Origin of the sequence: Flavobacterium sp. Leaf82 (assembly GCF_001422725.1) — a bacterium.
In the GTDB taxonomy this organism is placed as follows: Bacteria; Bacteroidota; Bacteroidia; order Flavobacteriales; family Flavobacteriaceae; genus Flavobacterium.
The window spans coordinates 143,147-168,010 of sequence record NZ_LMMA01000023.1 but is presented as its reverse complement, the minus strand read 5'-3'; the positions used below and the strand labels follow the sequence as shown (position 1 = coordinate 168,010).

General features: G+C 33.7%; 20 protein-coding genes and 1 pseudogene. 10 read left to right on the top strand and 11 right to left on the bottom strand.

Translation table 11 applies throughout. The features are described from left to right. Positions 1-175: 175 nt before the first annotated feature. Entirely contained in the window at positions 176-1,195 is a 1,020-nt protein-coding gene (locus tag ASF10_RS13100) for a hypothetical protein (RefSeq protein ID WP_056249943.1), read from the top strand. Between the two features lie 33 nt (positions 1,196-1,228). Here the strand turns inward: ASF10_RS13100 and ASF10_RS13095 are convergent, their stop codons facing one another. Then, positions 1,229-1,519, bottom strand: coding sequence for a TIGR03643 family protein (locus ASF10_RS13095; RefSeq protein ID WP_056249941.1), 291 nt, complete (start codon positions 1,517-1,519; stop codon positions 1,229-1,231). A gap of 172 nt (positions 1,520-1,691) precedes the next feature. Between ASF10_RS13095 and ASF10_RS13090 the strand changes: the two genes are divergently transcribed. From ASF10_RS13090 to msrA, 3 genes are all read left to right on the top strand, one after another. Continuing rightward, the gene (locus ASF10_RS13090) at positions 1,692-2,375 is read left to right on the top strand and encodes an SDR family NAD(P)-dependent oxidoreductase (protein WP_056249938.1); all 684 of its coding nucleotides are present in this window, start codon (positions 1,692-1,694) and stop codon (positions 2,373-2,375) included. A gap of 10 nt (positions 2,376-2,385) precedes the next feature. Beyond that, a complete protein-coding gene (locus tag ASF10_RS13085; protein WP_056249935.1) occupies positions 2,386-3,801 on the top strand; it encodes an SDR family oxidoreductase in 1,416 nt (471 codons plus the stop codon). 264 nt (positions 3,802-4,065) lie between these two features. Next, positions 4,066-4,563: a peptide-methionine (S)-S-oxide reductase MsrA gene (gene msrA / locus ASF10_RS13080; protein WP_056250387.1), complete on the top strand. Its 498-nt coding sequence runs from the start codon at positions 4,066-4,068 to the stop codon at positions 4,561-4,563. Positions 4,564-4,643: 80 nt separating this feature from the next. Here msrA and ASF10_RS13075 read toward each other — a convergent pair whose 3' ends face one another. The 7 genes and pseudogenes from ASF10_RS13075 to ASF10_RS13045 form a co-directional block, all read right to left on the bottom strand. Further along, entirely contained in the window at positions 4,644-5,813 is a 1,170-nt protein-coding gene (locus tag ASF10_RS13075; protein WP_056249933.1) for an iron-containing alcohol dehydrogenase, read from the bottom strand. Positions 5,814-5,882: 69 nt separating this feature from the next. Continuing rightward, on the bottom strand, positions 5,883-6,761 hold the full coding sequence (locus ASF10_RS13070; protein WP_056249930.1) for an AraC family transcriptional regulator: 879 nt from the start codon (positions 6,759-6,761) through the stop codon (positions 5,883-5,885). Positions 6,762-6,834: 73 nt separating this feature from the next. Next, on the bottom strand, positions 6,835-7,443 hold the full coding sequence (locus ASF10_RS13065; RefSeq protein WP_131726537.1) for an STM3941 family protein: 609 nt from the start codon (positions 7,441-7,443) through the stop codon (positions 6,835-6,837). A gap of 86 nt (positions 7,444-7,529) precedes the next feature. After that, complete coding sequence (locus tag ASF10_RS13060) at positions 7,530-9,650, bottom strand: cation:proton antiporter (RefSeq protein WP_056249925.1); 2,121 nt, start codon at positions 9,648-9,650, stop codon at positions 7,530-7,532. A gap of 3 nt (positions 9,651-9,653) precedes the next feature. After that, complete coding sequence (locus tag ASF10_RS13055; protein WP_056249923.1) at positions 9,654-10,229, bottom strand: hypothetical protein; 576 nt, start codon at positions 10,227-10,229, stop codon at positions 9,654-9,656. A 298-nt stretch (positions 10,230-10,527) separates the two neighbouring features. Continuing rightward, a pseudogene (locus ASF10_RS13050) lies at positions 10,528-10,992 on the bottom strand (transposase); the annotation flags it as partial. A gap of 111 nt (positions 10,993-11,103) precedes the next feature. After that, entirely contained in the window at positions 11,104-11,481 is a 378-nt protein-coding gene (locus tag ASF10_RS13045) for a hypothetical protein (protein ID WP_056249918.1), read from the bottom strand. A 383-nt stretch (positions 11,482-11,864) separates the two neighbouring features. Here ASF10_RS13045 and ASF10_RS13040 point away from each other — a divergent pair, with 383 nt between their 5' ends. Continuing rightward, the gene (locus tag ASF10_RS13040; protein WP_056249915.1) at positions 11,865-12,686 is read left to right on the top strand and encodes a phospholipase A; all 822 of its coding nucleotides are present in this window, start codon (positions 11,865-11,867) and stop codon (positions 12,684-12,686) included. On the opposite strand, the gene ASF10_RS13035 is transcribed toward ASF10_RS13040, so the two are convergent. After that, complete coding sequence (locus ASF10_RS13035) at positions 12,658-12,849, bottom strand: hypothetical protein (RefSeq protein ID WP_056249912.1); 192 nt, start codon at positions 12,847-12,849, stop codon at positions 12,658-12,660. The genes ASF10_RS13040 and ASF10_RS13035 overlap by 29 nt on opposite strands. A 54-nt stretch (positions 12,850-12,903) precedes the next feature. On the opposite strand from ASF10_RS13035, the gene ASF10_RS13030 reads away from it, so the two are divergent. Both ASF10_RS13030 and nagB read left to right on the top strand, forming a co-directional pair. Next, a complete protein-coding gene (locus ASF10_RS13030) occupies positions 12,904-15,003 on the top strand; it encodes an alpha-L-fucosidase (protein ID WP_056249909.1) in 2,100 nt (699 codons plus the stop codon). Between the two features lie 140 nt (positions 15,004-15,143). Beyond that, positions 15,144-17,057 carry a glucosamine-6-phosphate deaminase gene (gene nagB, locus ASF10_RS13025; protein WP_056249907.1) on the top strand — a complete coding sequence of 638 codons (1,914 nt, stop codon included), beginning with the start codon at positions 15,144-15,146 and terminating at the stop codon, positions 17,055-17,057. Between the two features lie 347 nt (positions 17,058-17,404). Here the strand turns inward: nagB and ASF10_RS13020 are convergent, their stop codons facing one another. Further along, positions 17,405-18,118, bottom strand: a complete 714-nt coding sequence (locus ASF10_RS13020) for a LytR/AlgR family response regulator transcription factor (protein WP_056249904.1) — start codon at positions 18,116-18,118, stop codon at positions 17,405-17,407. A 67-nt stretch (positions 18,119-18,185) separates the two neighbouring features. Continuing rightward, positions 18,186-19,244, bottom strand: coding sequence for a sensor histidine kinase (locus tag ASF10_RS13015; protein ID WP_056249901.1), 1,059 nt, complete (start codon positions 19,242-19,244; stop codon positions 18,186-18,188). Between the two features lie 122 nt (positions 19,245-19,366). Between ASF10_RS13015 and ASF10_RS13010 the strand changes: the two genes are divergently transcribed. The 3 genes from ASF10_RS13010 to ASF10_RS13000 all read left to right on the top strand — a co-directional run bounded on the left by ASF10_RS13010 (position 19,367) and on the right by ASF10_RS13000 (position 24,858). Next, positions 19,367-21,610, top strand: coding sequence for a GH92 family glycosyl hydrolase (locus tag ASF10_RS13010; protein ID WP_056249899.1), 2,244 nt, complete (start codon positions 19,367-19,369; stop codon positions 21,608-21,610). 53 nt (positions 21,611-21,663) lie between these two features. Further along, positions 21,664-23,541 carry a sodium:solute symporter family protein gene (locus ASF10_RS13005; RefSeq protein WP_056249895.1) on the top strand — a complete coding sequence of 626 codons (1,878 nt, stop codon included), beginning with the start codon at positions 21,664-21,666 and terminating at the stop codon, positions 23,539-23,541. 351 nt (positions 23,542-23,892) lie between these two features. Further along, entirely contained in the window at positions 23,893-24,858 is a 966-nt protein-coding gene (locus ASF10_RS13000; RefSeq protein WP_056250386.1) for a glycoside hydrolase family 130 protein, read from the top strand. Positions 24,859-24,864 lie beyond the last annotated feature (6 nt).

Genomic DNA, 24,864 nt, shown 5'->3' with positions numbered 1-24,864 from the left:
AAAAGTATTTGTTTTTAATTTAAGTAGGGTAAAAGTAAAGCTGATTGTTTTATAGAGTATAAAATGCTATTGTATTTTGTTAATTTAGTATCAAGGAAAATGATCAACAACCTTGATGTCGAATTTATTAAAAACCATTTTCTTTTAATTTTATTACCTTTGTAAAAATATAAATATGTTCAGTTTGAAAAAATATTTATCACTGGCAGTTGTTCTGCTCTTACTCTCTTGTCAAAGCGAAATAGACGAGCAAAGTAATAACGCACCAGGAACAATTACTAATGTTTCGCCTCTTACCACGTACTTGCAAAGAGTCGCAATGGTTCAGACTGTGCAGGATAATTTTATCGATGGTTCTAGTTATTGTACCATTAAACTCCCTTATACCGTTATTGTTAACAACAACCAAATCGCACTTAATACCGCAGCAGATTATCAAAAAGTAATAGATAATATTAATGCAAGTACTTATGATGATGATATTGTTACTATAAATTTTCCGGTAACAATGGTGTATTATAATTATATCGAAAAATTGATTCCAAATCAGGCTGATTTTGATTCTTTAATTGCCTATTGGAATCTTTATCCGGATCTTTTATCGAAAATAAATGGGTTAAAGATCAATTATCCTATCACGATAAATACGTATAACAGTGCTAATCAAATTGCAAGTTCTCAATCAATAATTAGCGATCAGGCATTCTTTAATTTTATAAAGAATTTAAAATCAAGTGAATATATTTCTTTAAAATATCCTATTTCGATAGCAGATTATAATAATCAGATAAAATCTATTCAGAACAATTCAGAGTTTGAAAATGCAATCAAATATGCTATTGATTATTGTCCTGAAAATAACATTGCAACACTTGATTTTGCGCAGACCATAACAAATGGTTCCTGGGAGATTCCTTATTTTTTTGATGGTTCAGAAAAAACATTGTCTTATGCAGGATATTCATTTTTATTTAAAAGTGATAAATCAGTAGTGGCAACAAAAGGGGCAGTTTCAGAAACAGGTCAGTGGGAAACTACATTGCAGTATAATGTTAGGACATTGCAACTAAATTTTAGTTCAGGATTGCTCAGTAAATTAAATAATAGTTGGGCATTATTTGAATTTAATAATTCGCAAATACGATTGCGTAATACAGGTAACACAACTAATTATCTTTATTTCCAAAAAAATTAGACTGATTTTGAATCACTACGATTCAGTTCATTTTTAGCTGCGTTTTGAAATTTTATTGTTAGAAATTGCACGCTGTCTGTTGCATTTAAAACGATTGATTTCGGCAGGACGTTTTGCTGCATGTTTTGTTTTGCAGTTCTCAACACGTTTACGCCATAATTTATAACTGCTAAATTTCAATTCTTTTTTCATTAAAGCCTTTACATCGGCTTCGGTCAAATTAAATTGAAATTTTATAGCATCAAAAGTGGTTCTGTCTTCCCATGCCATTTCAATTATACGATCCAGTTCAAGGACAGAAAAATTACTTTGTTTTGTGTTCATACCAATAAGCTTTTTGGACTAAAAAAATTTCTACAATACTGCTAAGGTAATTAATTAGATTTATTTTGTTTAATGTTATCCAATAAAAGTTAAACAATCACTATCTTTAAGGTGTAAATGCTCTTATTATTAAGTACGATAAAGAAACGGACCTTTAATCTAAATAAATAAAATGGAAAAAGTATTAATTATTGGAGGCAGCAAAGGGATTGGCAGTGCAATATTGCTGCAGCAATTAGAAACTAAGCAGGTTTATAACATCAGCAGGACAGCTCCTGAAATTACCCATCCTAATTTAATTCATTATTCGCTAAATGTTTTGAGTGATAATCTTCCTGAAATTGAAAATATCGATTCTCTTATTTATTGTCCGGGATCTATAAACCTAAAACCTATTTTGAGTTTGAGTATTGATGATTTCAGAAACGATTTTGAGATTAATGTTATTGGCGCTATAAAAGTTATACAGCATTATCTGCCAGTTTTAAAAAGAAGTACAAATCCGTCGATTGTTCTTTTTAGTACGGTTGCAGTAAAATTAGGAATGCCTTTTCATGCCAGTATTGCTGTTGCAAAAGGTGGAGTAGAAGGTCTTGTAAAATCATTGGGCGCAGAGTTGGCTGCTGTAATTCGCATTAATGCCATTGCACCAACTATTACTGAAACTACATTATCTGCTTCGATTTTGCGAAATGACCGTATGAAAGAAAATATGATAGAGCGTCATCCGCTTAAAAATTATTTAAAACCTGATGAAGTTGCCCAAATGGCAGATTATCTTATTTCTAAAGCGGCAGGATCAATTTCAGGTCAGATTTTTCAAATGGATTATGGTTTGGTTAGTTTTAAAATATAAGCAATAAAAAATGAAAATTCTATTAACAGGCGCAACAGGATATATAGGCAAAAGGCTTTTACCTTTATTGCTTGAACAGGGGCATGAAGTAATTTGTTGCGTAAGGGATAAAAACAGGTTTTATTATCCTGAAAAAGAGGCAAAAAACATACAGCTTATTGAGGTTGATTTTTTAGATCCGCAAAGTTTAGTAAAGATTCCTGATGATATCGATGCTGCTTATTATTTAATTCATTCCATGTCCGGTGCGGCAAATTATGATGAGCTTGAAAGTATTTCGGCTAATTATTTTAAAGACAAAATAAACCAGACAAAAGCCAAACAAATTATTTATTTAAGCGGAATTGTCAATGACAAATCGCTGTCTAAACATTTAACTTCCAGAAAAGCCGTAGAAGAAATTCTAAAAACGGGTAAAACAGCAACTACCACTTTAAGAGCGGGAATTATTGTAGGTTCCGGAAGTGCTTCTTTTGAAATTATACGTGATCTTGTTCATAAATTGCCTGTAATGATTACACCAAAATGGCTTAATACAAGATGTCAGCCTATTGCTATTGCAGATGTTTTAGAATTTTTAATACGATCATTGCTAAATCCTAAAACGTATAACGAAAATTTTGATATTGGTGGTCCGGATATTCTTACCTATAAAGAGATGTTGCTGCAGTTTGCCGAGGCAAAAAAACTGAAAAGATATATTTATACACTACCGGTTATGACGCCTAAATTGTCCTCATACTGGCTGTATTTTATTACTTCGACTTCTTTTAAACTGGCTTCGGCGTTAGTAAGCAGTATGAAAGTAGAAGTCGTTTGCAGTGACAATAGAATTAATGACTTATTAAATGTCAAGCCAATGAGTTACAATCAGGCATTGCAAAGAGCGCATATAAAGATTGATGAAGATGCAGTTGCTTCGAGCTGGAAAGATTCACAAATCAGCGGACAGTTTAAAGGTAGTGTCGCTTATTATCTCAAGGTACCTAAAAAAGATTGTTTTATTGACAGAAGAAAAAGAAAGATCATTGACAGGAATTCTACTATTTCTAAAATTTGGTCTATTGGCGGAGAAACCGGATGGTATTATGGAGACTGGTTATGGAGTCTGCGCGGCTTTATCGATAAGATTTTTGGAGGCGTAGGTGCCAGACGCGGGAGAACGAGTAAACATGAGATTCATGCAGGAGATGTTCTTGATTTTTGGCGTGTGGTATATGCAAATAAGGAGCAGGGAAAGTTAATTTTATATGCCGAAATGAGATTGCCCGGTGAAGCATGGCTGGAATTTAAAATTTTTAATAATACCTTGTATCAGGCAGCAACCTTCAAGCCTAAGGGAATATTGGGTAAACTATATTGGTATTCTGTTTTGCCTTTTCATGGTTTTATTTTTAACGGAATGATTAATGAACTGACAAGTTAATAGAGCTAAATAAAGGATTATATAAACCCTTTTTTTTAATTTATTACATAATTTAAGACGGTTCAAAAACTGTAGATTATCAATTTGTTAAGGTATAAATCAATTCAAATAACACTTTAAACAGGTATAATTCTCTAAGAAATATCTATATTAGTACTATATAATACCATCTAAACTTGAGATGATTGTCTAAGAATAAACATTTTCAGCTATTAAATGTCTTTGAAGAATGTAGCTGAATAATTGATTTTAAAAATAAAATATATGGAAAATTTAAAAAAAGCTTATATAGCCGGCGGGTGTTTTTGGGGCATGGAAGAGCTGTTTCGTGTACGTCCGGGGGTAAAAGATACTGAGGTTGGGTACATTGGCGGAAACAATGAAAATCCAACTTACGAAAACCATCCGGGACATGCTGAAGGAATCGAAATTACGTATGATCCTGAACAAACCTCTTTTAAAGAACTGTTAGATTACTTTTTCAGAATGCATGATCCAACTACGGTAGACAAGCAAGGAAATGACAGAGGTTCAAGTTACAGATCAGCTATTTTTATTCAAGATGAAGAAGAAAAACAAATTGCTGATGAAGTAATTCAGATCGTCGATCAATCGGCAAAATGGCCCGGTAAAGTTGTTACAACCCTGGAGCCTTTTACTAAATTTTGGACTGCTGAAAACTATCATCAGGATTATCTTATCAAACATCCAAATGGGTATACGTGCCATTTTGAGCGATTTGGTACTTCGTTTTTATCTTAAGGAGATAATTTTATTCGCTATTACTAAAAAAAGCCAGACATTGAAAAATGTCTGGCTTTTTTGATCTCTGTTTGTCAGAATTAGTTTAAAACTACTGCTTCATTTGTATAAACAATACCTTCGTAACAAGCATTATAAATGTCTTTTAGATCTTCCAGATTTGTTACTCTTGGGTTAAAACCGGTACATGGATCAATTAATGCATTGTTTGCAATGTAATCCAGGTTTTTTATCCAGTCTTCTTTTGAAATTCCAAACTCTTTTATAGAAGAAATATTGTTGACTCTTTTTCTTAATCCTTCAATTTCCTGCGCCAATTCTTCGGCTGTTTCAAGTCCGATTACTTTTGCTAACGATGGAAATTTAGTAGTAGCCACAGCATTATAGCGAATAACGTTAGGAAGGAAAATTGCGTTTGCACAACCATGCGGGATGCCATATAATGCACCAACCTGATGAGATAACGAGTGAACAATACCTAACCACGCATTATTAAAAGCCAAACCTCCCATGAATGAAGCATCGTGCATGTTTTGACGTGCTGTAATATTTAATGGGTTTTTAACTGCTTCTTCCAGATTATCAAAAACAATTTGTAATCCGCCTTTTGCTAATACATCAGCAAAATTATCATCAATATTAGAAACATAAGCTTCTACACAATGTGTTAAAGCATCTAATCCTGTATTCGATGTTACGTGAGCTGGCATTGAAGCACAAATTTCTCCATCGATTATGGCGATATCCGGCGTTAATTCATACGATACAATTGGGTATTTTACTCCTTTTTCGCGATCTGTAATTACAGCCAAACCTGTTGTTTCAGTTCCAGTTCCGCTAGTAGAAGGAATTGCAATAAATTTTGCTTTATTTCTAAGTGTTGGTACGTTAAAAGGTTTAATAAGTGAATCAAATTCAGTATTTGGGTGTTCATAGAAAATCCACATTGTTTTTGCAGCATCAATTGCAGAACATCCGCCAATACCTACGATCCAGTCTGGCTGAAACTCGCGCATGGCTTCTGCACCTTTAAAACTGGTTGCTGATGACGGATCTTCTTCGACACCATCAAATACAAAAGTTTCTATTCCTGCTTCGTTCAAAAATGCCAGAGCTTTGTCCAGCGTTCCGCTTTTTTTCATAGAACTTCCGCCGGTTACGACAAAAGCTTTTTTACCTTTTATGTTTTTTAATTCTTCAAGGCTTCCGGGACCATGGAAAACTTCTCCTGCAACAAATAATTTGCTCATCTTTAATAGTATTTAATTATTGATGCAAAGTTAGATGTGAAGCCAGGGCAGGATGTTATACAAACAAGACTATGCGGTATAAATTTGCGCCAATTCCTGCTGAAGTTCCGTAGGAGTCTCTTTGAGTTTTGCGCGTACAAATTTATTCAGGGCTGATGGAGAACTAAATCCCAAATCGAAAGAGATTTCTTTGTGTGAGAGATCAGAGAATAATAATTGGCGTTTAATTTCTGTCAATATCCGATTATGAATGGCATTTATAGCAGTTTCACCACAATGTTTTTTTGTTATTTCATTGAGTTTTTTTGGACTGATCGAAAGTTGCGAAGCATAATACTGTACAGTTCGCTCACTTCGATATTGTTGATTTAATAGTTTTTTAAAACCAATATAAACATGCTGATTTGTTTTTTGATGCAATACAGGATGTTGTCCATGAACGGATTCTATAAGTCCCAATAAAAAAACTTTGATGTAAAAGCGGGCTTGCTCTTTTTTGACAAGACTGGGTTTATTATAAATATTCTGAATGCTTTTTACAAGAGTAATTGCTTCTTCAAATTCTGGGTCAGGAAGTGCTGTACAATTAAGGTTTGCAGAAAGATTTACATTATAAGGACTTAATTCATTTTTTAATATATCAGAACAAAATAATACCTCTTCGAATAAAATTATTTTACCGGTCAAATCATCACTGAAATTAGATATAAAACAAATTTGCTCCGGAAAAATAATAGAAATTTTTCCTGCTTTAAGAAAATGAATTTTGTCTTCGATTTGTATTTCAACTTTTCCGGTTTCTACAATTATAATAAAAAAGTGATCGTTTTTATGCGGTTGCTGATACGTTTTTACAGCTTCTTTTTCTAAATCAAAAACACGGAAAGATAAATTTTTATCTTCTACTTTTTGAAGAATCTTCTTGAGTTCTGATCTTTTTATATTCATCAAATTATATTTCTAATATCAGACAACGTTAAAAAGCGGTCTGATTTGAAGGATTTTAGTATTGAATTTTTTATTAGTTTAATGAAGTACTTTCTTTCCAGGATTTGTTAAATAAATTGAAAAGTTCATTAGAATCAATATCAATTTCAGAAGCAGAATACATTAAAGTTAATTGATTGGTTTCTTTGCTATATGCCATATTCCAAAGCATTTTTGAAAGTCTTCCTTCGTATTTTTTAGGATTGTTGATAGTAACAATAACCAAAGTATCGCCTCCGGTTTTTTGTGATTGAATGTCAGCTACATCTTCCCAGTTTACAATGCCAAAAGATTTTGAAATTGGAGTAGTTTTTCCATAAAAGGTTTGCTTATTTAACTCAATTAGCGGGCTTTTATCTTTTAAACCCATAACGCTTTTTAATAAAAGAATCAGCATGATTAAAAACGCTGCGCCCGAAAATACAAGGGGTTTGATCTTTAGTACATTATCAAATATTCCAACACTATAAAGAATGACAACGAGCAAAATAATGCAGACTCCTAAAGACGTTAATAATAGTTTTTTTGTTTTTTTTGAATTGCGATATAATTTAATTCCTTTTTCGGTTGTATTAATTTCCTGCATTTTAAATTTAATTGATATTTGTATTAGTATAATTTTTGCCAAAAGTACACGATTCATTCCGTTACTTTTGGGCTGTTGTTATTTTATATTTGTTTGTCTCTTTTGTGTTTTTTTCTATTTTAGCAAAGGCTGAAGTACTTAATTTATTTAAAAATTCGTCCGATAATTTTTCCAATATCTGCAAAATCATCATGATTGCTTACAGCTCTTTTTTCGGTAACGGTTTTATCAATTTTCGAAAAAGGATAAATCAGAATATAATTATTGTTGTTCAGGTTTTTATTTAAAATTTCTGGGACATTTTGCATTTGCGAAAAATAAGAATGCATGCCTCTGTCTGCCATTAAAAGAATTAAACCTTCGTCTTTTTCTAAATTACAGGCCGCTTCCTGAGCTTCCTGCCAGATAGTTACAGTATTAAAAACGGCTTCAATATTTGCTTTTTTAATGATACTTTTTAAAATTTCAGTTGTTTTTTCATTGGCATAAAAGCTCATTTTAGCCCCTGAGTTTTTACCTATATTCCAAACTCTTAATAAAGAATGAAAAAAACCAGGCTCACGTTCTGCATTTGCAGGGATAAGCACGGCATATTTTTTTATTGTAGCAACGGGTTGAACCGCATGATATATGATAACATTTATTTCTTTGTTGCGCAAATAGCCATTATAAAGATTATAGGTAAATGAAGACGAAAAACCTTTATCTTCCTCTAATCCAATAATTAGATCCGTAATACTTTGTTCTTTTACAACATTGTTTATTCCGGATATTACATCATTATCATGTCGGGTAATCGGATTTAGTTTTACATCTGCTCCGGCGGCCATATTTACAGCGTCACCCAGTAATTTTTCTGCATTTTTTGAGGATGATTCGCTCTTATCTTCATTGATGATATTTACGGCAAATAAGCCATCTTTATTACTTTGTGTTTTTATAAGCAAACCAAGATTAACTATTTTTTCAACAGTATGTTCGTGGTTTATAGCCATCAGAATATTTTCTTTTTCGTGACTAGTTCCGGCGACAGTTTCTTCTTTATCAGAATCCGCTATTCTTTGCGCACTTGCCATTGAAACGAATGATGAAATCGTACAAGAAACCAATATCAGTAAAATACTTCCGTTAAGCACATGTTCGTTTAAAAGACGGATTGGTTCTCCCGCATCATTTTCAGATAAAATAATATTGTACCCAACCATCACAGATGCTAATGTTGCAGCTGCAGACGCGGCGCTCATCCCAAAAATAAGTGTACCCTCATCATTAGTAAGCCTGAATGTTTTTTTTGTTAAAATTGCTGCGGCATATTTTCCTCCTATAGAAGCGATAAGCATAATTGACGCTACGCCCAAAGTTTCCCAACTCTGTATAAAAGCATTAAAATCGATAAGCATACCCACACTAATAAGAAAAAAGGGAATAAAAATCGCATTTCCCACAAATTCTACGCGGTTCATCAGCGAAGAAGTATGTGGTATAAGTCGGTTTAAGGCAAGACCTGCAAAGAAAGCCCCAATAATGGCTTCAATTCCGGCTAATTCTGCCAGTAAAGCCGCAAGATATATCATGACAATAACAAATATATACTGCGAAATTTTATCTTCGACATTCTTAAAAAACCAACGCGCAATTATAGGAAAAACAAGTAAAACGATCAAAGCAAACACCATCATAGAAACGGATAATTTTACCCAGAATGAAGTTCCTACTTCTCCTTGCGACATTCCTACGACAACTGCCAATACGACCAGAGAAAGTACATCTGTAATCATCGTTCCGCCCACGGTAATATTAACGGCCAGTTTTTTAGCGATTCCAAGTTTGCTTACCATAGGATATACGATAAGAGTATGAGACGAAAATAAGCTGGCGAAAAGAACTGAGGTTAAAACTGAAAAATGTAATATATAATAACCGCCAATAAGCCCCAGTACAAATGGTACTGTAAAAGTGTAGAGGGAAAAAGTAATACTCTTCCATTTATTTTTTTTAAAATCGCCCATATCAATCTCAAGTCCAGCCAAAAACATGATATAGAGAAGTCCTGTAGTCCCTGTTACTACTATGCTGCTGTCCCTTGCCAGTACATTAAATCCGTTAGGGCCAATTACAGCTCCGGCGATAATAAGACCTAAAAGATGCGGTACTTTTATTTTATTCAACAAAAGCGGAATGCATAAAATTATAATTAATTCAATCAGGAATTTTAACAGCGGATCTTCTATAGGCAAGCTAACGTGTTGTATACTTAGTAACATATATTATTTTTTTTGAGGAAGAGTAAGTTCTACTGAAAATCTTGCAGTACAATTATCCTGTCCCGTTATAGTCTGTGTACCTTTGATAACATTATTTTTGATATCGTCAAGAACCACATTCATTTTTACACTATTTTTCGAAATACTGTCGGTTTTAAATTCAAGCAGTATTTTATCATCAACATATTTTGCCTGAAACACACGTGTAAGCTTTTTGTTATTTAAAACATTCGTATAAATTCCTGTAGAATCTGATACAAACTGCCAGGTTTCATTACGCTGATCTCCAATTACATATTTACTGCAGTTCGATTCCCTGCACAACATTTTACTGTTCCAGATTCCCTCAATGTTATCGGGCCATTCTTTTATCGATGAGGTAATATCCTTTACGGTATCTTTCAGGGCATAAATACTGTCGCGAAACGAAAGCAGCGCTTTATAATCAGACTCTTTTTCGGTTATTTTTTGTTCTCTTAAATTTAAAGCTTTTTCAAATTCTTGAAGTTCAAGTTCTTTTTTGTTTTCACATGAAATAAACAAGCATGTAAGGAATAATAATAGAAGGATTTTTTTCATAAAACAGGTTTTATGGATTTATATTTTTGACAAATAAAATTTCGCACTATTAATAGTGTAAAAGAAAATTAGGTATTACAAGATAATAAATTAATTGCGAAAGTGCCAGTTTTTGGCGCATTAAGATTTATTCCGGTTCATTTTTGAAGGAAGAAAATGGAGTATATAAGACACAAAAAACAGCAATTTTATTTGGTGTTTTAGCTTTTGAAAGGATCGCATTGTGAAGTTATCCGGAAAAAAAAGATAAAAAATTACAGTAACAAAAACGATTTGAAATCTAAATGCATTTCAATCACTCTGATTTTTGTTTTTTTAAATAAGTTAGTTTTTCAATTTCGTTAAGAAACTCAGCATCAAACTCAGAATATGCTCGTAAAGTATATTTTTGATCCCTGTTTTGCATGACCAAACGAATTTTTTGAACCATTAACCAGATCGGTTCGTATCGTTTGTGTCCCAGAAGATATTGCATTTGTAATATGGAGAATTTTCTTTTGGAAAGCGTCATTAATTCGATACAAATCATCCAGTATTTAATGGGTAAGTTTGAGTTTTCCATCACAGTACCAGATCGAAGACTGAGTCTGTTGCCGCATTTTTTGCATTGAAACTTTAAATCTACTCTTCTGAAAGAATGTAGATTGTGCTGGCATTTCCTGCAGACCAAACCATTTTGAAGACGCTTGTTTTTTAATTCTTCAATGCAGGTTTCTTCATTCGGATATTTTTCGAAGTACTCCCTTAATTCCATTGTTAAAATTTCATTTCGGGAATAAATATAAATTAATCTGGGTTACAAATTAGATTAAATTAAAAAAGAGAATATTCAAATAGAATATTCTCTTCGTAGAATTATAAGAAAAAATTACAATTACAGTTTTTCTACTATTTCTTTTTTGTATTTATTAAGAATAGATTTTGTCATACCCAAATTAGCTCTGGTTGAATCTACTGCTAAATAAATAAAATATTCGCCATTATCAGAAACATCAATAATATGAATTTGAGAAGTAAGCGTAATCATAACATTGTCAATAACCTGACCGTTTAAGTTTAGTGCTTTTATCGCATTCATCTTTGCTTTAACTACTTCAAGATTAAATGCAGAAGCTAATTCCGGATCGAAATCACTTAAAGCAGATTGTGAATAATATGACATTCCGCTTTTGATTTCAGCAACAGAAACGGCAATAAAACCTGGTACATTTTTTTTGAGATCCTCTCCAAATTGTTTTAAAAAATCAGACATAGTATTTATTTTAATTAGGTTTTGGAAATCCCTTCTTGTGGATTTTTTGCAAAATTATAGATATCGTTCTATTTAATTATCCGCAATGCGTACCTGAATTTATTTTTTTTGCTGCTGATACGCTTTTTAGTCAAAAATCAGCAATTCCTGATATAAAATAACCTTAGTTTTGTTTGAAAGTAAATTCATTCAAACTTTCTTTTTGTTCAAAAAAAATAATATTTGTAGAGTAGAAAAGAGATGTAAATGTCAAGCTTTAAAAAGACCTTTTATCGCTATTATTTTATTGGGTTAATCCTGTTTTTTATTGAGTCAATTTGGTTCATTCAAATGAGGTACATTTATTTTTAAAGCTCAAAATAATCTCAATTTAATTCTTATAAATGCAGTTCAAATATCTTCTGATTTTTTTAATTTTATTTTCAATCAAATCAAATTCGCAAATTTTAGAGACTAAAAAAAATTTCCGTGCCGCAGATTCGCTGTTAAAAGAACCTAGTTTCTCGGTTCATAAAGACAATTATTTTTTAACCGGCGTACCCATAAATACAGATATTACGCGTGATAATGCAGATGTCAAATATCAGGTAAGTTTTAAACTTCGATTGAATTCAAAACCGTTATGGGGCGGATTTTTCCCGTATTTAATGTATACTCAAAAAGCTTTTTGGGATATTTATGCAAGCTCAAAACCATTCTCTGAAATTAATTTTAATCCCGGAGTAGCTATCGTTCGTCCATTTTATTTAAAAGGAAACAGATTAACTTACGGAACAATCTCCCTGGAACACGAGTCAAACGGAAGAGATTCTATTTATTCCAGAACCTGGAATATGCTTGCTTTTTCATTAAAATCTCAAATTTCTCCGCGATGGATTGTGGGATTACGAGGATGGATTCCGCTTGTTGATAAAGAAGATAATCCTGGGCTGACAAAATATGTAGGATACGGTGAAGCAAGTGCAACCTATCAAATACAACCCGGACGATGGAGTGCCGATATTCTTTTCAGGAAAGGAAGCGGTCTTATCAATTACGGATCATTGCAAACGCAAGTAAACTGGCGACCGTACAAAAGCGAGAATTATTATCTCACGCTGCAATGGTTTGTGGGTTACACAGAAAGTTTAATAGATTATCAGGAACATAAAAGTATGGTACGTATAGGATTTACAATTAAACCTGAAAATATGGGGATTTTTTAAACTTTACCATATAATTTACATCAAAAGCTACTTTACTTAAAGTGGCTTTTTTTGTTTTGTGTAATAGCAAAGCATCTAAAAATGTCTCTAATAAGTTTATAATCATAACCAATACTCTTTTAAAAATGTTGTTGGTCGAAATAGTATCAAATAGAAGATTCATTTATTTTAAATTTATGCGGTAGTTAACCTTCAAACCGAATTATTTAAAGTCCAGATGAAAAATATTTTTTTATTACTGAGTTTTTTCTGTTTCATAAACCCAATGTCTTCGCAGGAATTGGCAAAATCTCCCAAGCCATTTGGTCCGTTGCCTACTCAAAAACAAGTTGACTGGCAGGAAATGGAGTTTTATGCTTTCGTACATTTTTCCTTAAATACATTTACAAACAAAGAATGGGGTTACGGCGATGAATCTCCGGAACTGTTTAATCCAACCAATCTGGATGTAAGGCAATGGGCGAGAGTTGTTAAAGCGGCTGGTATGAAAGGCATCATTTTAGTTGCAAAACATCACGACGGATTTTGCTTGTGGCCATCTGCTTATACAGAGCGATCGGTTAAAAATTCTCCGTGGGCAAAGGGTAAAGGTGATCTTGTAAAAGAATTGGCTGCCGCTTGCAAGGAATATGGTTTAAAGTTAGGGTTATACCTTTCGCCTTGGGACAGAAGCCGCGCAGATTATGGCAAACCAGAATATGTTACCTATTTTAGAAATCAGCTAAAAGAATTGTTGACAAACTACGGTGATGTTTTCGAAATGTGGTTTGACGGCGCTAATGGCGGTGACGGATATTATGGCGGTGCAAATGAAACCAGAAAAATAAATACGCTTGAATATTACAACTGGGACGAAACCTATAAATTAATTTACAATACAGCACCAAAAACGTTGGTTTGGGGCGTTGGACCATCAGAAGCAAGATGGATTGGAAATGAAGAAGGCCGCGCAGGAAAAACAAACTGGAGTGTTCTACGCCAGAAAGATGAACTGGCAGGAAAAGTACATTATACAGAGTTTGTGTCCGGTCATGAAGATGGAGAAAAATGGGTTCCCGGTGAAGCAGATGTTTCGATAAGACCGGGATGGTTTTATCATGCTGTTGAAGATGATAAAGTACGATCGCTGGACGAAATGGTCGATATTTATTATGAATCAATAGGACGTAATGCGACTTTACTGCTCAATCTTCCGGTGGATAAAAGAGGTTTGGTTCATGAAAATGATGAGGCAAGATTAAAAGAATTAGTTTCGACAATCAGGCAAGATTTTAAAACAGAATTATTAGCAGGCAGTAAAATCTCAGCTGATAATATAAGAGGAAACAACGCTGAATTTGGAACAAAAAATGTAACTGACGGAAATAAAAATACGTATTGGGCGACGGATGATAGTGCAAAAACAGCTTCGATAGTTTTTGAATTTAATAAGCCAACGGCTTTAAACCGTATTCTGCTTCAGGAATATATAACATTAGGACAACGTGTTAAAGCTTTTACTGTTGAAGCTCAAGTAAACGGAATTTGGAAAACGGTTGCAACGGAAACAACTATTGGTTACAAAAGAATTTTAAGAATTGACAGAGTTACGGCATCGGCTCTTAGAATAAATATTACGGATTCTAAAGCGAGTGTTGTTATTTCGAATATTCAGGCTTATAATGCGACAACTTTTGTACGCATGCCTGAAATTCAGCGCGATAAAAACGGGAATGTCACCATGAAATCCGAAGAAGGAAATCCGGTTTATTATACCCTTGACGGAAGTAATCCAACAAAAAAGAGCACATTATATAAAGGAGAATTCCAGCACAATAAAGCGGTTGTGATTAAAGCAGTTGCAATTAACGCTGATGAAAATATTAGCAGCGCAGTAAAAACTTCAAAATACGGTGCTTCTAAAGAAAATTGGAAAATAGTAACGGTTTCGAGTGGCGACTTAAATTCAGCAAACCGAATTATTGATGGAAATCCAAATACAGACTGGAGTTTTGGAGGTGAGTCTAATAAACTTCCGCAAGAAATAACAATCGATATGGGAACTATTTCGACTATAAACGGCTTCACTTATGTGCCGCAGCAAGTTGGGAATAATCTCAATTTAATCTCTAATTATGAATTCTACACCAGCGTTGATAATGTAAAATGGATTTTACAATCTCAGGGAGAATTTTCGAATATAAAAAACAATCCAATCGAGCAGGTAAAGACATTCAAAAAAGATAAAGCAAGATATATTCGTTTTGTTGCCAAGTCAGCAGTAGGGAAGGGATCGACGGTTTCGATTGCAGAAATAAATGTAATTGAAACACTATAACTGCTTTTAATTTGTGATCTTTTTTCTTAAAGTTTCGAATTATGTTTTCTAGCGAAGGTTAAAGGTTATTAGTCGAATTTTTGATTTATTTACATTATGTAATATTTAATTTTATATCAAATAATCACAACAACACACAAATGATTAAAGAAAGTATAAATTTTAAAGAAGCTGGAAAGTTTGAGGAAACCCGTTTTGAGAAGATTCATAATGTGATTTTTGATTCGTCTCAGGAAGCTTCAATTTTAGTGGCTCAGGAAATAGCCAATATAATTCAGAGAAAAGAAGAGTTAAACGAACCTTGTGTTTTAGGATTAGCAACCGGATCATCTCCGGTAAAAGTTTACGAAGAATTAGTGCGATTACATAAAGAAGAAGGTTTGAGTTTTGCAAATGTTGTAACCTTCAATTTAGATGAATATTATCCAATGGATAAAAACAATATTCAGAGTTATTGGTACTTTATGCATGAGCATCTTTTTAATCATGTTGATATTTTGCCTCAAAACGTTAATATTCCTGACGGAAACATCAGTAATGAAGACTTACAACAATATTGTATCGATTACGAAATGAAGATTAAAGCCTATGGCGGATTAGATTTTCAGCTTTTAGGAATAGGAAGAACAGGACATATTGGTTTTAACGAACCGGGATCTCACGTTAATTCTGCAACACGAAGCATTACCCTGGATCATTTAACACGACAAGATGCCGCATCATCATTTTTAGGAATCGATAATGTACCCAGAAAAGCAATCACAATGGGAATTGGTACGGTAAAAAATGCCAAAAGAATTGTGCTTTTAGGATGGGGAATCAGCAAGGCTGAAATCATAAAAAAAACAATCGAAGGCGAAATTTCTCCTCGTGTTCCGGCAACGTATTTACAACAGCACAACAACACAACATTTGTTTTAGACACTGAAGCTTCATCGGAATTAACGAGAGTAAAAACGCCTTGGTTGGTTAAATCCGTAATCTGGACAGAAGAATTAAAACTGAAAGCCGTTGCCTGGTTAAGCGAATTAACAAAAAAACCTTTCCTGAAACTAACAGATAAGGATTATAACGACAACGGAATGTCAAGTCTTTTGACAGAAGAAGGAACTGCATACGATTTAAACATAAAAATGTTTAATAAAATGCAGCAAACCATTACAGGATGGCCAGGAGGGAAACCAAACGCAGATGATACTTACAGACCGGAACGTGCAACTCCAGAAAGAAAAAGAATTATCATTTTTAGTCCGCATCCGGATGATGATGTTATTTCGATGGGAGGAACTTTTGACAGGCTTGTAGAACAAGGTCATGATGTGCATATTGCGTATCAAACTTCTGGAAACATTGCAGTTTCTAATGAAGAAGCTTTAAAATTTGCTGAAATTTCGAAAGCATTAAATAAAAATTCTGAAGAGTCAGAAAATATCATAAACTTTTTAAAGAATAAAAAGGCAAATGATATTGATTCATTAGAAGTTAGAAGACTTAAAGGATTGATAAGAAGAAGTGAATCTGTTGCTGCAACGAGATATTTAGGTGTGCCGGATTCTAATGTTAACTTTTTAGATTTACCATTTTATGAAACTGGAACAGTTAAGAAAAATAACCTTGGAGAGGCTGATATTCAAATTATGTGTGATATTATCGAAAGGATAAAACCACATCAGATTTATGCAGCAGGAGATTTAGCAGATCCGCACGGAACTCACAAAGTTTGTTTGGATAGTCTGTTTGAAGCCCTGAAACGATTAAAACATAAAAGTTTTATGGATGATTGCTGGGTTTGGTTGTACAGAGGTGCGTGGCATGAATGGGAATCTTACCAAATCGAAATGGCAGTTCCTATGAGTCCTGATCAGGTGCTTAAAAAACGTCACGCTATTTTTTATCACCAGTCTCAAAAAGACGGAGTAATGTTTCAAGGTGATGACAGCCGTGAATTCTGGGTAAGAGTAGAAGACAGAAACCGATTAACAGCAGAAAAATATCACGCTTTAGGATTGGCAGATTACTCTGCTATAGAAGCTTTTAAACGATATTTCTTCTAGAAAATATATTTTAAAAATATAATAAACTATTTCATGTGGTTTATTTGGTTAGTTACCAAGTTTTTTGAAAATGCAGCCCTGGTTAGGCTGCATTTTTTTGTTTTTATAAAAAAAGTTAAATGTTAGAAGTTTAACCACAATCTTTTCAAATTTCCACCACAATTTGTCATCCCGAGGAACGAGGGATTGCACAAGAAGCTCCGCATAGAATTCGTCAATCTTTTGTGAAGACGGATTTTAATCCAATGAAAAATGACAAACCCGGCAGGTTTTAAAAACCTGTCGGGTTTACATTCGACTTTGTTCAGGATAACAAACGATTTTTTATAATTTTTAAAGTAAATTTTCTAAATCGAAGAATTCAAAATCCTTTGTTTCACGTGATCGATATACGATCTGCCAATTACATATCTAAGACCTTCAATTTCTATGCTGTTTCCTTCAACAGCATCAATTTTGTCAATTGCAATAGTGTAAGATCGGTGTATTCTTAAAAAATTTCGTTCCGGTAATAAATCTGTGAAATCAGATAATGTACTGTGAATAATATATTTGCCCGTTAACGTGTTTATTTTTAAGTAATCTTTTAAGCTTTCGATAACCAGAATTTCATTAAAGAAAATCTTTTTCATTCTTTTCTTATCGATTTTCACAAAAATAAACGGACTTTCTGTATTGTTTTCGTGCGGTACATTAGTTTTATTTTCGAGCCTTTTGCTAATCTTATTCAGGGTTTTCATTAATCTGGGAAACTCGATAGGTTTTACCAGATAATCTAAAACATCCAACTCATAAGTTTCTATCGCAAATTGGCTGTAAGCACTTGTAATAATAAGGATTGGCGGATTTTCGAGACTTTTTATAAAATTAATACCATCAAGAACCGGCATATTAATATCAAGGAAAATTACGTCAACCGTATTGTTTTTTAAAAAATTTAAACCCTCAATCGGGTTACTAAAAGTATTTATGACCTCGAAATTTTCTATTGGTTCTAAATAATTTTTAATAACATTAATTGCCAATGGCTCATCATCTATAATCAAACAATTTATTTTCATTTCTAAAGTCTTAGTTCTTTGAGCAAAATAGTTTAGCAGGTAAATCTATATACGAAGAAAACTTGTGTTAGGATACTTTAATCACAAGCTTTACGACAAAAATATTGTTTTTATTCTTAAATGAAAGCTTATAGTCATTTTTATTATAACCTAATTCTAATCTTTTTTTAACATTCTCGATGCCTATACCACTTGACTTGTTAAAATTATCCTTGTGGTGCGTAATTTCTGCCATCGGGTTTGAAATCGTGAAATGCAGGTAATCATCTTTAATCTTAAAGTTAATGTTAATCGTGACTTTTCCCGTGTTTTTGTTAACACCGTGTTTAAATGCGTTTTCGATAAAAGTCAATAATATTATAGGAGAAATTTCCTTGTCATGAATATCACCGGAAATCGACATATTAACTTCTAATCGATCATCGTTTCTAATTCTTTCCAAATCAAGATAATTCTGAATACATAGAATTTCATTCTCCAGAGTTTGTCTTTTGCTTTTTGTATCATATAACATATAACGCATTAGCTCAGAAAGTTTGAGAACTATTTTAGGCGTTTTATTCGATTTTTCTACAGATAAAGAATAAATATTGTTCAGTGTATTAAAGAAAAAATGCGGAGAAATTTGAGATTTCAGGAAAAGCAATTCCGTTTCCAGCTGAGATTTTTCAAGATCCGTAACCCTTTTTTGTTCCTTCAGGAAGTCTAAAGTAATCTTAATTGCAGTAACAAAAGTAATTACATAAAGTTCGCCCATCATCATATCGATCGTATAATTAAGGGTTAGTTTATTGATAATTTCAGGTCCTTCCGGCCAGACATTATGCGTTATGAATAAATAGGTAAGATTAAATTTTAAAATAACCATTACAAATATCGACGACAAAACCGCAAGTACATATAAAAGATATTTTTTGCGATACACCAAATAAGGCATAAATATCAGGATATTGAGATAACACAACGTCATGTGAATAGGAAACCCCAATAAGTTTGTTTTTAAGGAATAGAGGTAATCGTTGAAATAGCTTCCCCAACGAAATGTATTAAATAAAAAGTAAGTTAGCCAAAATAGGATGTGATAATGCAATGGTATGCGATATAGTTTGCTGGAATTGAAATTCATAATAATGATGTGTTTTGTGACTTTTTTTGATGTTTATCCTAGTTTATATGTCGTCCGTCTAAATTACTTTTAATAAAAATCTAATTTATCTAAATTTAAAGTTAAATTAAGGTTTGTTTTATATGAAGAATTTTACCCTGCTCGTCTTATTTGCAATTTTGATTGCAAGTTGTAAAATAAAGACATACAAAAATAATAGTCAAGCAAATATTTTTGTTAATCATGTAGATCCTTTTATTGGCACTGGCGGACACGGGCATACTTATCCCGGAGCAACTGTTCCTTTTGGGATGTTGCAGGTAAGTCCTGATAACGGTATTTCGAACTGGGATTGGTGTTCCGGATATCACTACTCAGATTCTATAGTATTAGGATTTAGTCATTTACATCTAAGCGGAACCGGAATTGGAGATTTAGCAGACATTTTATTCATGCCCACCAATAAAAAACTGGACTTAACAAAAACAACAACCTCACGCGATCAATTACCTTATAAATCAAAATACAGTCATGTTAACGAAAAAGCAACACCGGGCTCTTACCAGGTTTTTCTTGAAGATCCTAAAATCAATGTAGAATTAACTTCTTCACAACGCACCGCATTTCATAAATACACCTTTGCAAACAATGATAAACAATCTGTAATCATTGATCTGGGATTTGCCATTAATTGGGATAAAGCGCTAAAAACCGGACTTACAATCGAAGATCAATATACGATTAGCGGATATCGTTATAGTACAGGCTGGGCAAAAAATCAGAAAGTATTTTTTGTAGCCAAATTTTCAAAACCTATTTCAGAATCTGTTTTATTAGCCAATAAACAAATTGTTACAGCCAATAAAGCCGAAGGAGAAAACACAACAGCTCAATTATTTTTTGAAGCTAATAACAGTAATCAGTTATTTATAAAAGTAGCCTTATCATCTGTAAGTGTGGCTAATGCCAAAAATAATTTAGACAACGAAAAATCTACTTTCGACAATACAAAAATTAAAGCAGCCACAATTTGGAATACTGCTCTAAGCAAAATTGAAGTCGAAACCCAAGTAGATTCATTGAAGACCATTTTCTATACCGCAATGTTCCACGCTCAAGTTGCCCCTGTAACCTATAGTGATAAAAACGGTCAGTTTAGAAAAGAGGATAATCAAATTGCTACCGCAAAAGGTTATACCGCTTACTCGACCTTATCACTATGGGATACTTTTAGGGCAGAAAATCCTTTATTGACCCTTTTGGCTCCGGACAAAACAGCTGATATTGTGAACTCAATGTTAGCCTATTACGATACAAAAAAAATATTACCGGTCTGGACGCTCTACGCAAACGAAACCAATACGATGACAGGATATCACTCGATTCCTGTAATTGTAGATGCATACCAAAAAGGAATCAAAGGTTTTGATGCCGAAAAAGCTTATCAAGCTATGAAAACTACAATGATGCAGGACGAACGCGGATTGAATTTCTACAAAAAATACGGTTACATTCCGTATAATTTATTAGACGAATCTGTTACCATAACATTAGAATATGCCTACGACGATTGGTGTGTGGCGCAAATGGCAAAAGCATTGGGTAAAAATGACGATTATCAGTTTTTTCTAAACCGCTCAAAAGCCTATCAGCATTTATTTGATGCAAAGACAGGATTCATGAGAGGAAAATCTGAAGATGGAAAATCATGGAACGAACCTTTTGATCCCAAACATTCCAACCACAGAGAACATACAGATTATACAGAGGGAAATGCATGGCAGCACAGTTGGTTTGTGCCTCATAATGTAGATGATTTTATTTCATTACACGGAAACAATGAAATATTCACAAAACGTTTAGAGCAGTTATTTACCGAAAGTTCAGAAATTACAGGAAACAATGTTTCAGCAGATATCTCCGGATTAATTGGTCAATATGCACACGGCAACGAGCCAAGTCATCATATTGCATACATGTTCAATCATGCGAATCAACCCTGGAGAACGCAATATTGGGTGCGTCATATTCTGGATACGCAATACAATACAACACCAAACGGATTAAGCGGAAACGAAGATTGCGGACAAATGTCGGCTTGGTACGTTTTCAGTTCAATGGGATTATATCCTATGAATCCGGCTTCTGGAGAATATGAAATTGGAAGTCCGATTTTCGAAAAAGCAAAAATTAATCTCGAAGGAGGAAAATCATTTGTAATCGAAGCAGAAAATGTTTCAGATAAAAACTTTTATATCCAGTCAGCAACCTTAAACGGAGTTGCTTTTGATAAAACAGTAATCACACACCAGCAAATATTAAAAGGCGGCATTTTACATTTTGTAATGGGATCGCAGCCAAATAAAAACTGGGGAACAAAAAAATAAAAACGAAAACAAAAATAAAAACAAACCGTAACTAACCAACAAACAAAAAATTAATGGATATAATTGACGTATCGATAATCGTAGCTTACATTCTGCTCTCAGTAGGAATAGGAATTTGGATTTCAAGAAAAGCATCAAAAGGATTAGATGATTATTTTCTTGGAGGAAAAACAATCAAGTGGTATTTTTTAGGACTGAGCAACGGATCAGGAATGTTTGACGTTTCAGGAACTTCCTGGATGATTGGCGTACTATTTCTATACGGAGTAAAAAGTTTTATGTTTATGTGGCTTTGGCCTATATGGAATCAGATTTTTGTAATGATGTTCCTCGCAGTCTGGATCAGAAGATCAAAAGTAATGACAGGTTCTGAGTGGATTTTAACCCGTTTTGGGAGTGACAGAGCCGGAAAAGCATCACATATTATAGTAGCCATTTTTGCCATAATTTCTACCATTGGTTTCATCGCCTACTTTTTTGAAGGAATCGGAAAATTTGTAACCATTATTCTTCCGTGGGATTTAACGCTTCATTATGGCGATTTAATTTTATTGACTTCTGAACGTTCTTATGCCTTAATAATCATTTTGTTAACTACAATTTATACCGTAAAAGGCGGAATGTTTTCTGTAGTTGCCACAGAGGTTGTACAATATTTAATTATGATTATTGCCGGTGTCCTGATTGCCGGATACGCTTTTATCAATTATACAGATCTTCAGATAAATTCTGTAATTACCGAAGAATGGAAGAATGTTTTCTTTGGCTGGCAGTTTGAAACTCAGTGGAGTGATAAATTTCAGACCTTTAATAATTTAATAGATTCTGAAGGATACAAAATGTTTGGCGCTTTTATCGGGATGACTTTATTCAAAGGTTTTTTTGCCAGTATTGCAGGACCAACGCCAAGTTATGATTTACAAAGAATTCTTTCTACAAAATCTGTAAAAGAAGCCGCTTATATGAGTGGGTTTACCAATTTGATTTTGTTCATTCCAAGGTATTTATTAATAACCGGAATCGTCGTAATTGCTCTGGTAAACTTAGCACCAGAGTTAAACGCCAACACAGGTTTAACAGGTGCGGATCTGGAATTGCTAATGCCAAAAGTGGTCAATTTATATATTCCGGTTGGGATAAAAGGAATTCTTCTTGCAGGATTATTAGCCGCATTTATGTCTGGATTCTCTGCTTTTGTAAACGCAGGACCGGCTTATATTGTAAACGATATTTATAAAAAATACTTCAAACCTGTTGCTACAAACCAGCATTACATAAAAGTGAGTCAGATTTCTTCTTTTCTGGTTGTGGGTCTGGGCGTTTTTATGGGATTTTTTGCAGACTCTATAAATTCCTTAACACTTTGGATTACAAGTGCTTTATATGGAGGTTATGTCGCAGCAAATTTCTTAAAATGGATTTGGTGGAGATTTAATGGCTGGGGTTATTTCTGGGGAATGTTCGCCGGATTAATCGTCGCTTCTTTACAATTTGCTTTAGGTCAGGCAAAAGGAAGCTTATCAGAAGGTTCATTTTTATACGAGTTATCACAAGTGCAGGCAATTTACCTGTTTCCAATGATATTTGGATTCTCTATTTTGGGTTGTCTTTTAGGAACATTCTTAAGTAAACCAACAGATATCGAAGTCCTGAAATCATTCTACACCAATGTAAGACCTTGGGGTTGGTGGAGTCCGGTTTACAAAACATTAAAAATCGAAGATCAGACTTTCGAAAAAAACAATGATTTCTGGAAGGATATGCTAAATTGCGTAATCGGAATTGTTTGGCAGTCCAGTATGATTTTATTGCCCATATTTTTTATCATCAGAGATTATCCAAAAGCACTTGCAGCTTTAATAGTCTTTTTAGTGACAACAACAATATTGAAGTTTACGTGGTTAGATAAAGTTCGAAAAATAGAAGATTAGATAATTAGAAGATTAGATAATTAGATAATTAGTCAATTAGAAAATTTTTAATGCGCGAAAACTTTGTCAAAGTTTACACCAAGTTTGTCATCCTGACGGAGGAAGGATCACACGCGTAGCTCGACAAAGATTGACGACTTAGATGGCGGAGTTTCTAATGTGATCCTTCCTCCGTCAGGATGACAAAATTGAAAAAAAAGAATATAAAAAGAAACTGGTTTCTCACACATAGCTATGATTGTTAATGTAAAGTGAAACGCCTTTTTTAAGCGGTTTACAAGACTATGATTCTATGTGTTTAAAAAGACAAAGCTTAGACAAAAAAAACAAATTATAATAAAAACAAACAAAATGAGTAGTATTCCTTGGCAAGACAGACCCGAAAACAGCAATGACGTAATGTGGAGATATTCTGAAAATCCTATTATCGAGAGATATGCAATTCCATCATCAAACAGTATTTTTAATAGTGCTGTAGTTCCTTTTGGAGACGGATATGCGGGTGTTTTCAGATGTGATAACAAAGCGGTACAAATGAATATTTTTGCCGGTTTCAGTAAAAACGGAATCGATTGGGATATCAATCATGAACCAATCGTAATGCAATCCGGAAATACAGAAATGATCGAATCAGCTTATAAATATGATCCTCGTGTTGTTTTTATCGAAGATCGTTACTGGATTACCTGGTGTAACGGGTACAACGGACCAACAATTGGTATTGGATATACGTTTGATTTTAAAGAGTTTTTTCAGTGCGAAAATGCCTTTTTGCCTTTCAACAGAAACGGGGTTTTATTCCCTCAAAAAATAAACGGAAAATACGCCATGTTAAGCCGTCCAAGTGATAACGGTCATACGCCTTTTGGCGATATCTGGATCAGTTACAGTCCGGATATGAAATATTGGGGAGAACATCGTTTAGTCATGAAACCATCCCCTTTTGAGCAAAGTGCCTGGCAATGTACCAAAGTTGGAGCAGGTCCAATTCCTATCTTAACAGAAGATGGCTGGTTAATGATTTACCACGGGGTTATCAATACCTGCAACGGTTTTCGTTACGCAATGGGATCAGCACTTTTAGACGTAGATTCACCGGATAAAGTAAAATACAGAACACAGCCGTATTTATTAGGACCGGCAGAAATTTATGAAACAGTAGGAGACGTAGCAAATGTAGTTTTCCCTTGCGCGGCCTTACATGATATCGAAGAAGATAAATTAGCCGTTTATTATGGTGCAGCAGATACTGTTGTAGCATTAGCATTTGGTAAATTAAGCGAAGTGATTCAGTTTACAAAAGATAATAGTTTATAATAAAAA

Coding starts and splice junctions, on each gene's coding strand:
- ASF10_RS13045 (WP_056249918.1), bottom strand. CDS start 11,481: ATGTCTGATTTTTTAAAACAATTTGGAGAGGATCTCAAAAAAAATGTA.
- ASF10_RS13070 (WP_056249930.1), bottom strand. CDS start 6,761: ATGAATATAAAAAGATCAGAACTCAAGAAGATTCTTCAAAAAGTAGAA.
- ASF10_RS13075 (WP_056249933.1), bottom strand. CDS start 5,813: ATGAGCAAATTATTTGTTGCAGGAGAAGTTTTCCATGGTCCCGGAAGC.
- ASF10_RS13040 (WP_056249915.1), top strand. CDS start 11,865: ATGCAGTTCAAATATCTTCTGATTTTTTTAATTTTATTTTCAATCAAA.
- ASF10_RS13100 (WP_056249943.1), top strand. CDS start 176: ATGTTCAGTTTGAAAAAATATTTATCACTGGCAGTTGTTCTGCTCTTA.
- ASF10_RS13010 (WP_056249899.1), top strand. CDS start 19,367: ATGAAGAATTTTACCCTGCTCGTCTTATTTGCAATTTTGATTGCAAGT.
- ASF10_RS13090 (WP_056249938.1), top strand. CDS start 1,692: ATGGAAAAAGTATTAATTATTGGAGGCAGCAAAGGGATTGGCAGTGCA.
- msrA (WP_056250387.1), top strand. CDS start 4,066: ATGGAAAATTTAAAAAAAGCTTATATAGCCGGCGGGTGTTTTTGGGGC.
- nagB (WP_056249907.1), top strand. CDS start 15,144: ATGATTAAAGAAAGTATAAATTTTAAAGAAGCTGGAAAGTTTGAGGAA.
- ASF10_RS13005 (WP_056249895.1), top strand. CDS start 21,664: ATGGATATAATTGACGTATCGATAATCGTAGCTTACATTCTGCTCTCA.
- ASF10_RS13060 (WP_056249925.1), bottom strand. CDS start 9,650: ATGTTACTAAGTATACAACACGTTAGCTTGCCTATAGAAGATCCGCTG.
- ASF10_RS13020 (WP_056249904.1), bottom strand. CDS start 18,118: ATGAAAATAAATTGTTTGATTATAGATGATGAGCCATTGGCAATTAAT.
- ASF10_RS13065 (WP_131726537.1), bottom strand. CDS start 7,443: ATGAATCGTGTACTTTTGGCAAAAATTATACTAATACAAATATCAATT.
- ASF10_RS13030 (WP_056249909.1), top strand. CDS start 12,904: ATGAAAAATATTTTTTTATTACTGAGTTTTTTCTGTTTCATAAACCCA.
- ASF10_RS13095 (WP_056249941.1), bottom strand. CDS start 1,519: ATGAACACAAAACAAAGTAATTTTTCTGTCCTTGAACTGGATCGTATA.
- ASF10_RS13055 (WP_056249923.1), bottom strand. CDS start 10,229: ATGAAAAAAATCCTTCTATTATTATTCCTTACATGCTTGTTTATTTCA.
- ASF10_RS13085 (WP_056249935.1), top strand. CDS start 2,386: ATGAAAATTCTATTAACAGGCGCAACAGGATATATAGGCAAAAGGCTT.
- ASF10_RS13015 (WP_056249901.1), bottom strand. CDS start 19,244: ATGAATTTCAATTCCAGCAAACTATATCGCATACCATTGCATTATCAC.
- ASF10_RS13000 (WP_056250386.1), top strand. CDS start 23,893: ATGAGTAGTATTCCTTGGCAAGACAGACCCGAAAACAGCAATGACGTA.
- ASF10_RS13035 (WP_056249912.1), bottom strand. CDS start 12,849: ATGAATCTTCTATTTGATACTATTTCGACCAACAACATTTTTAAAAGA.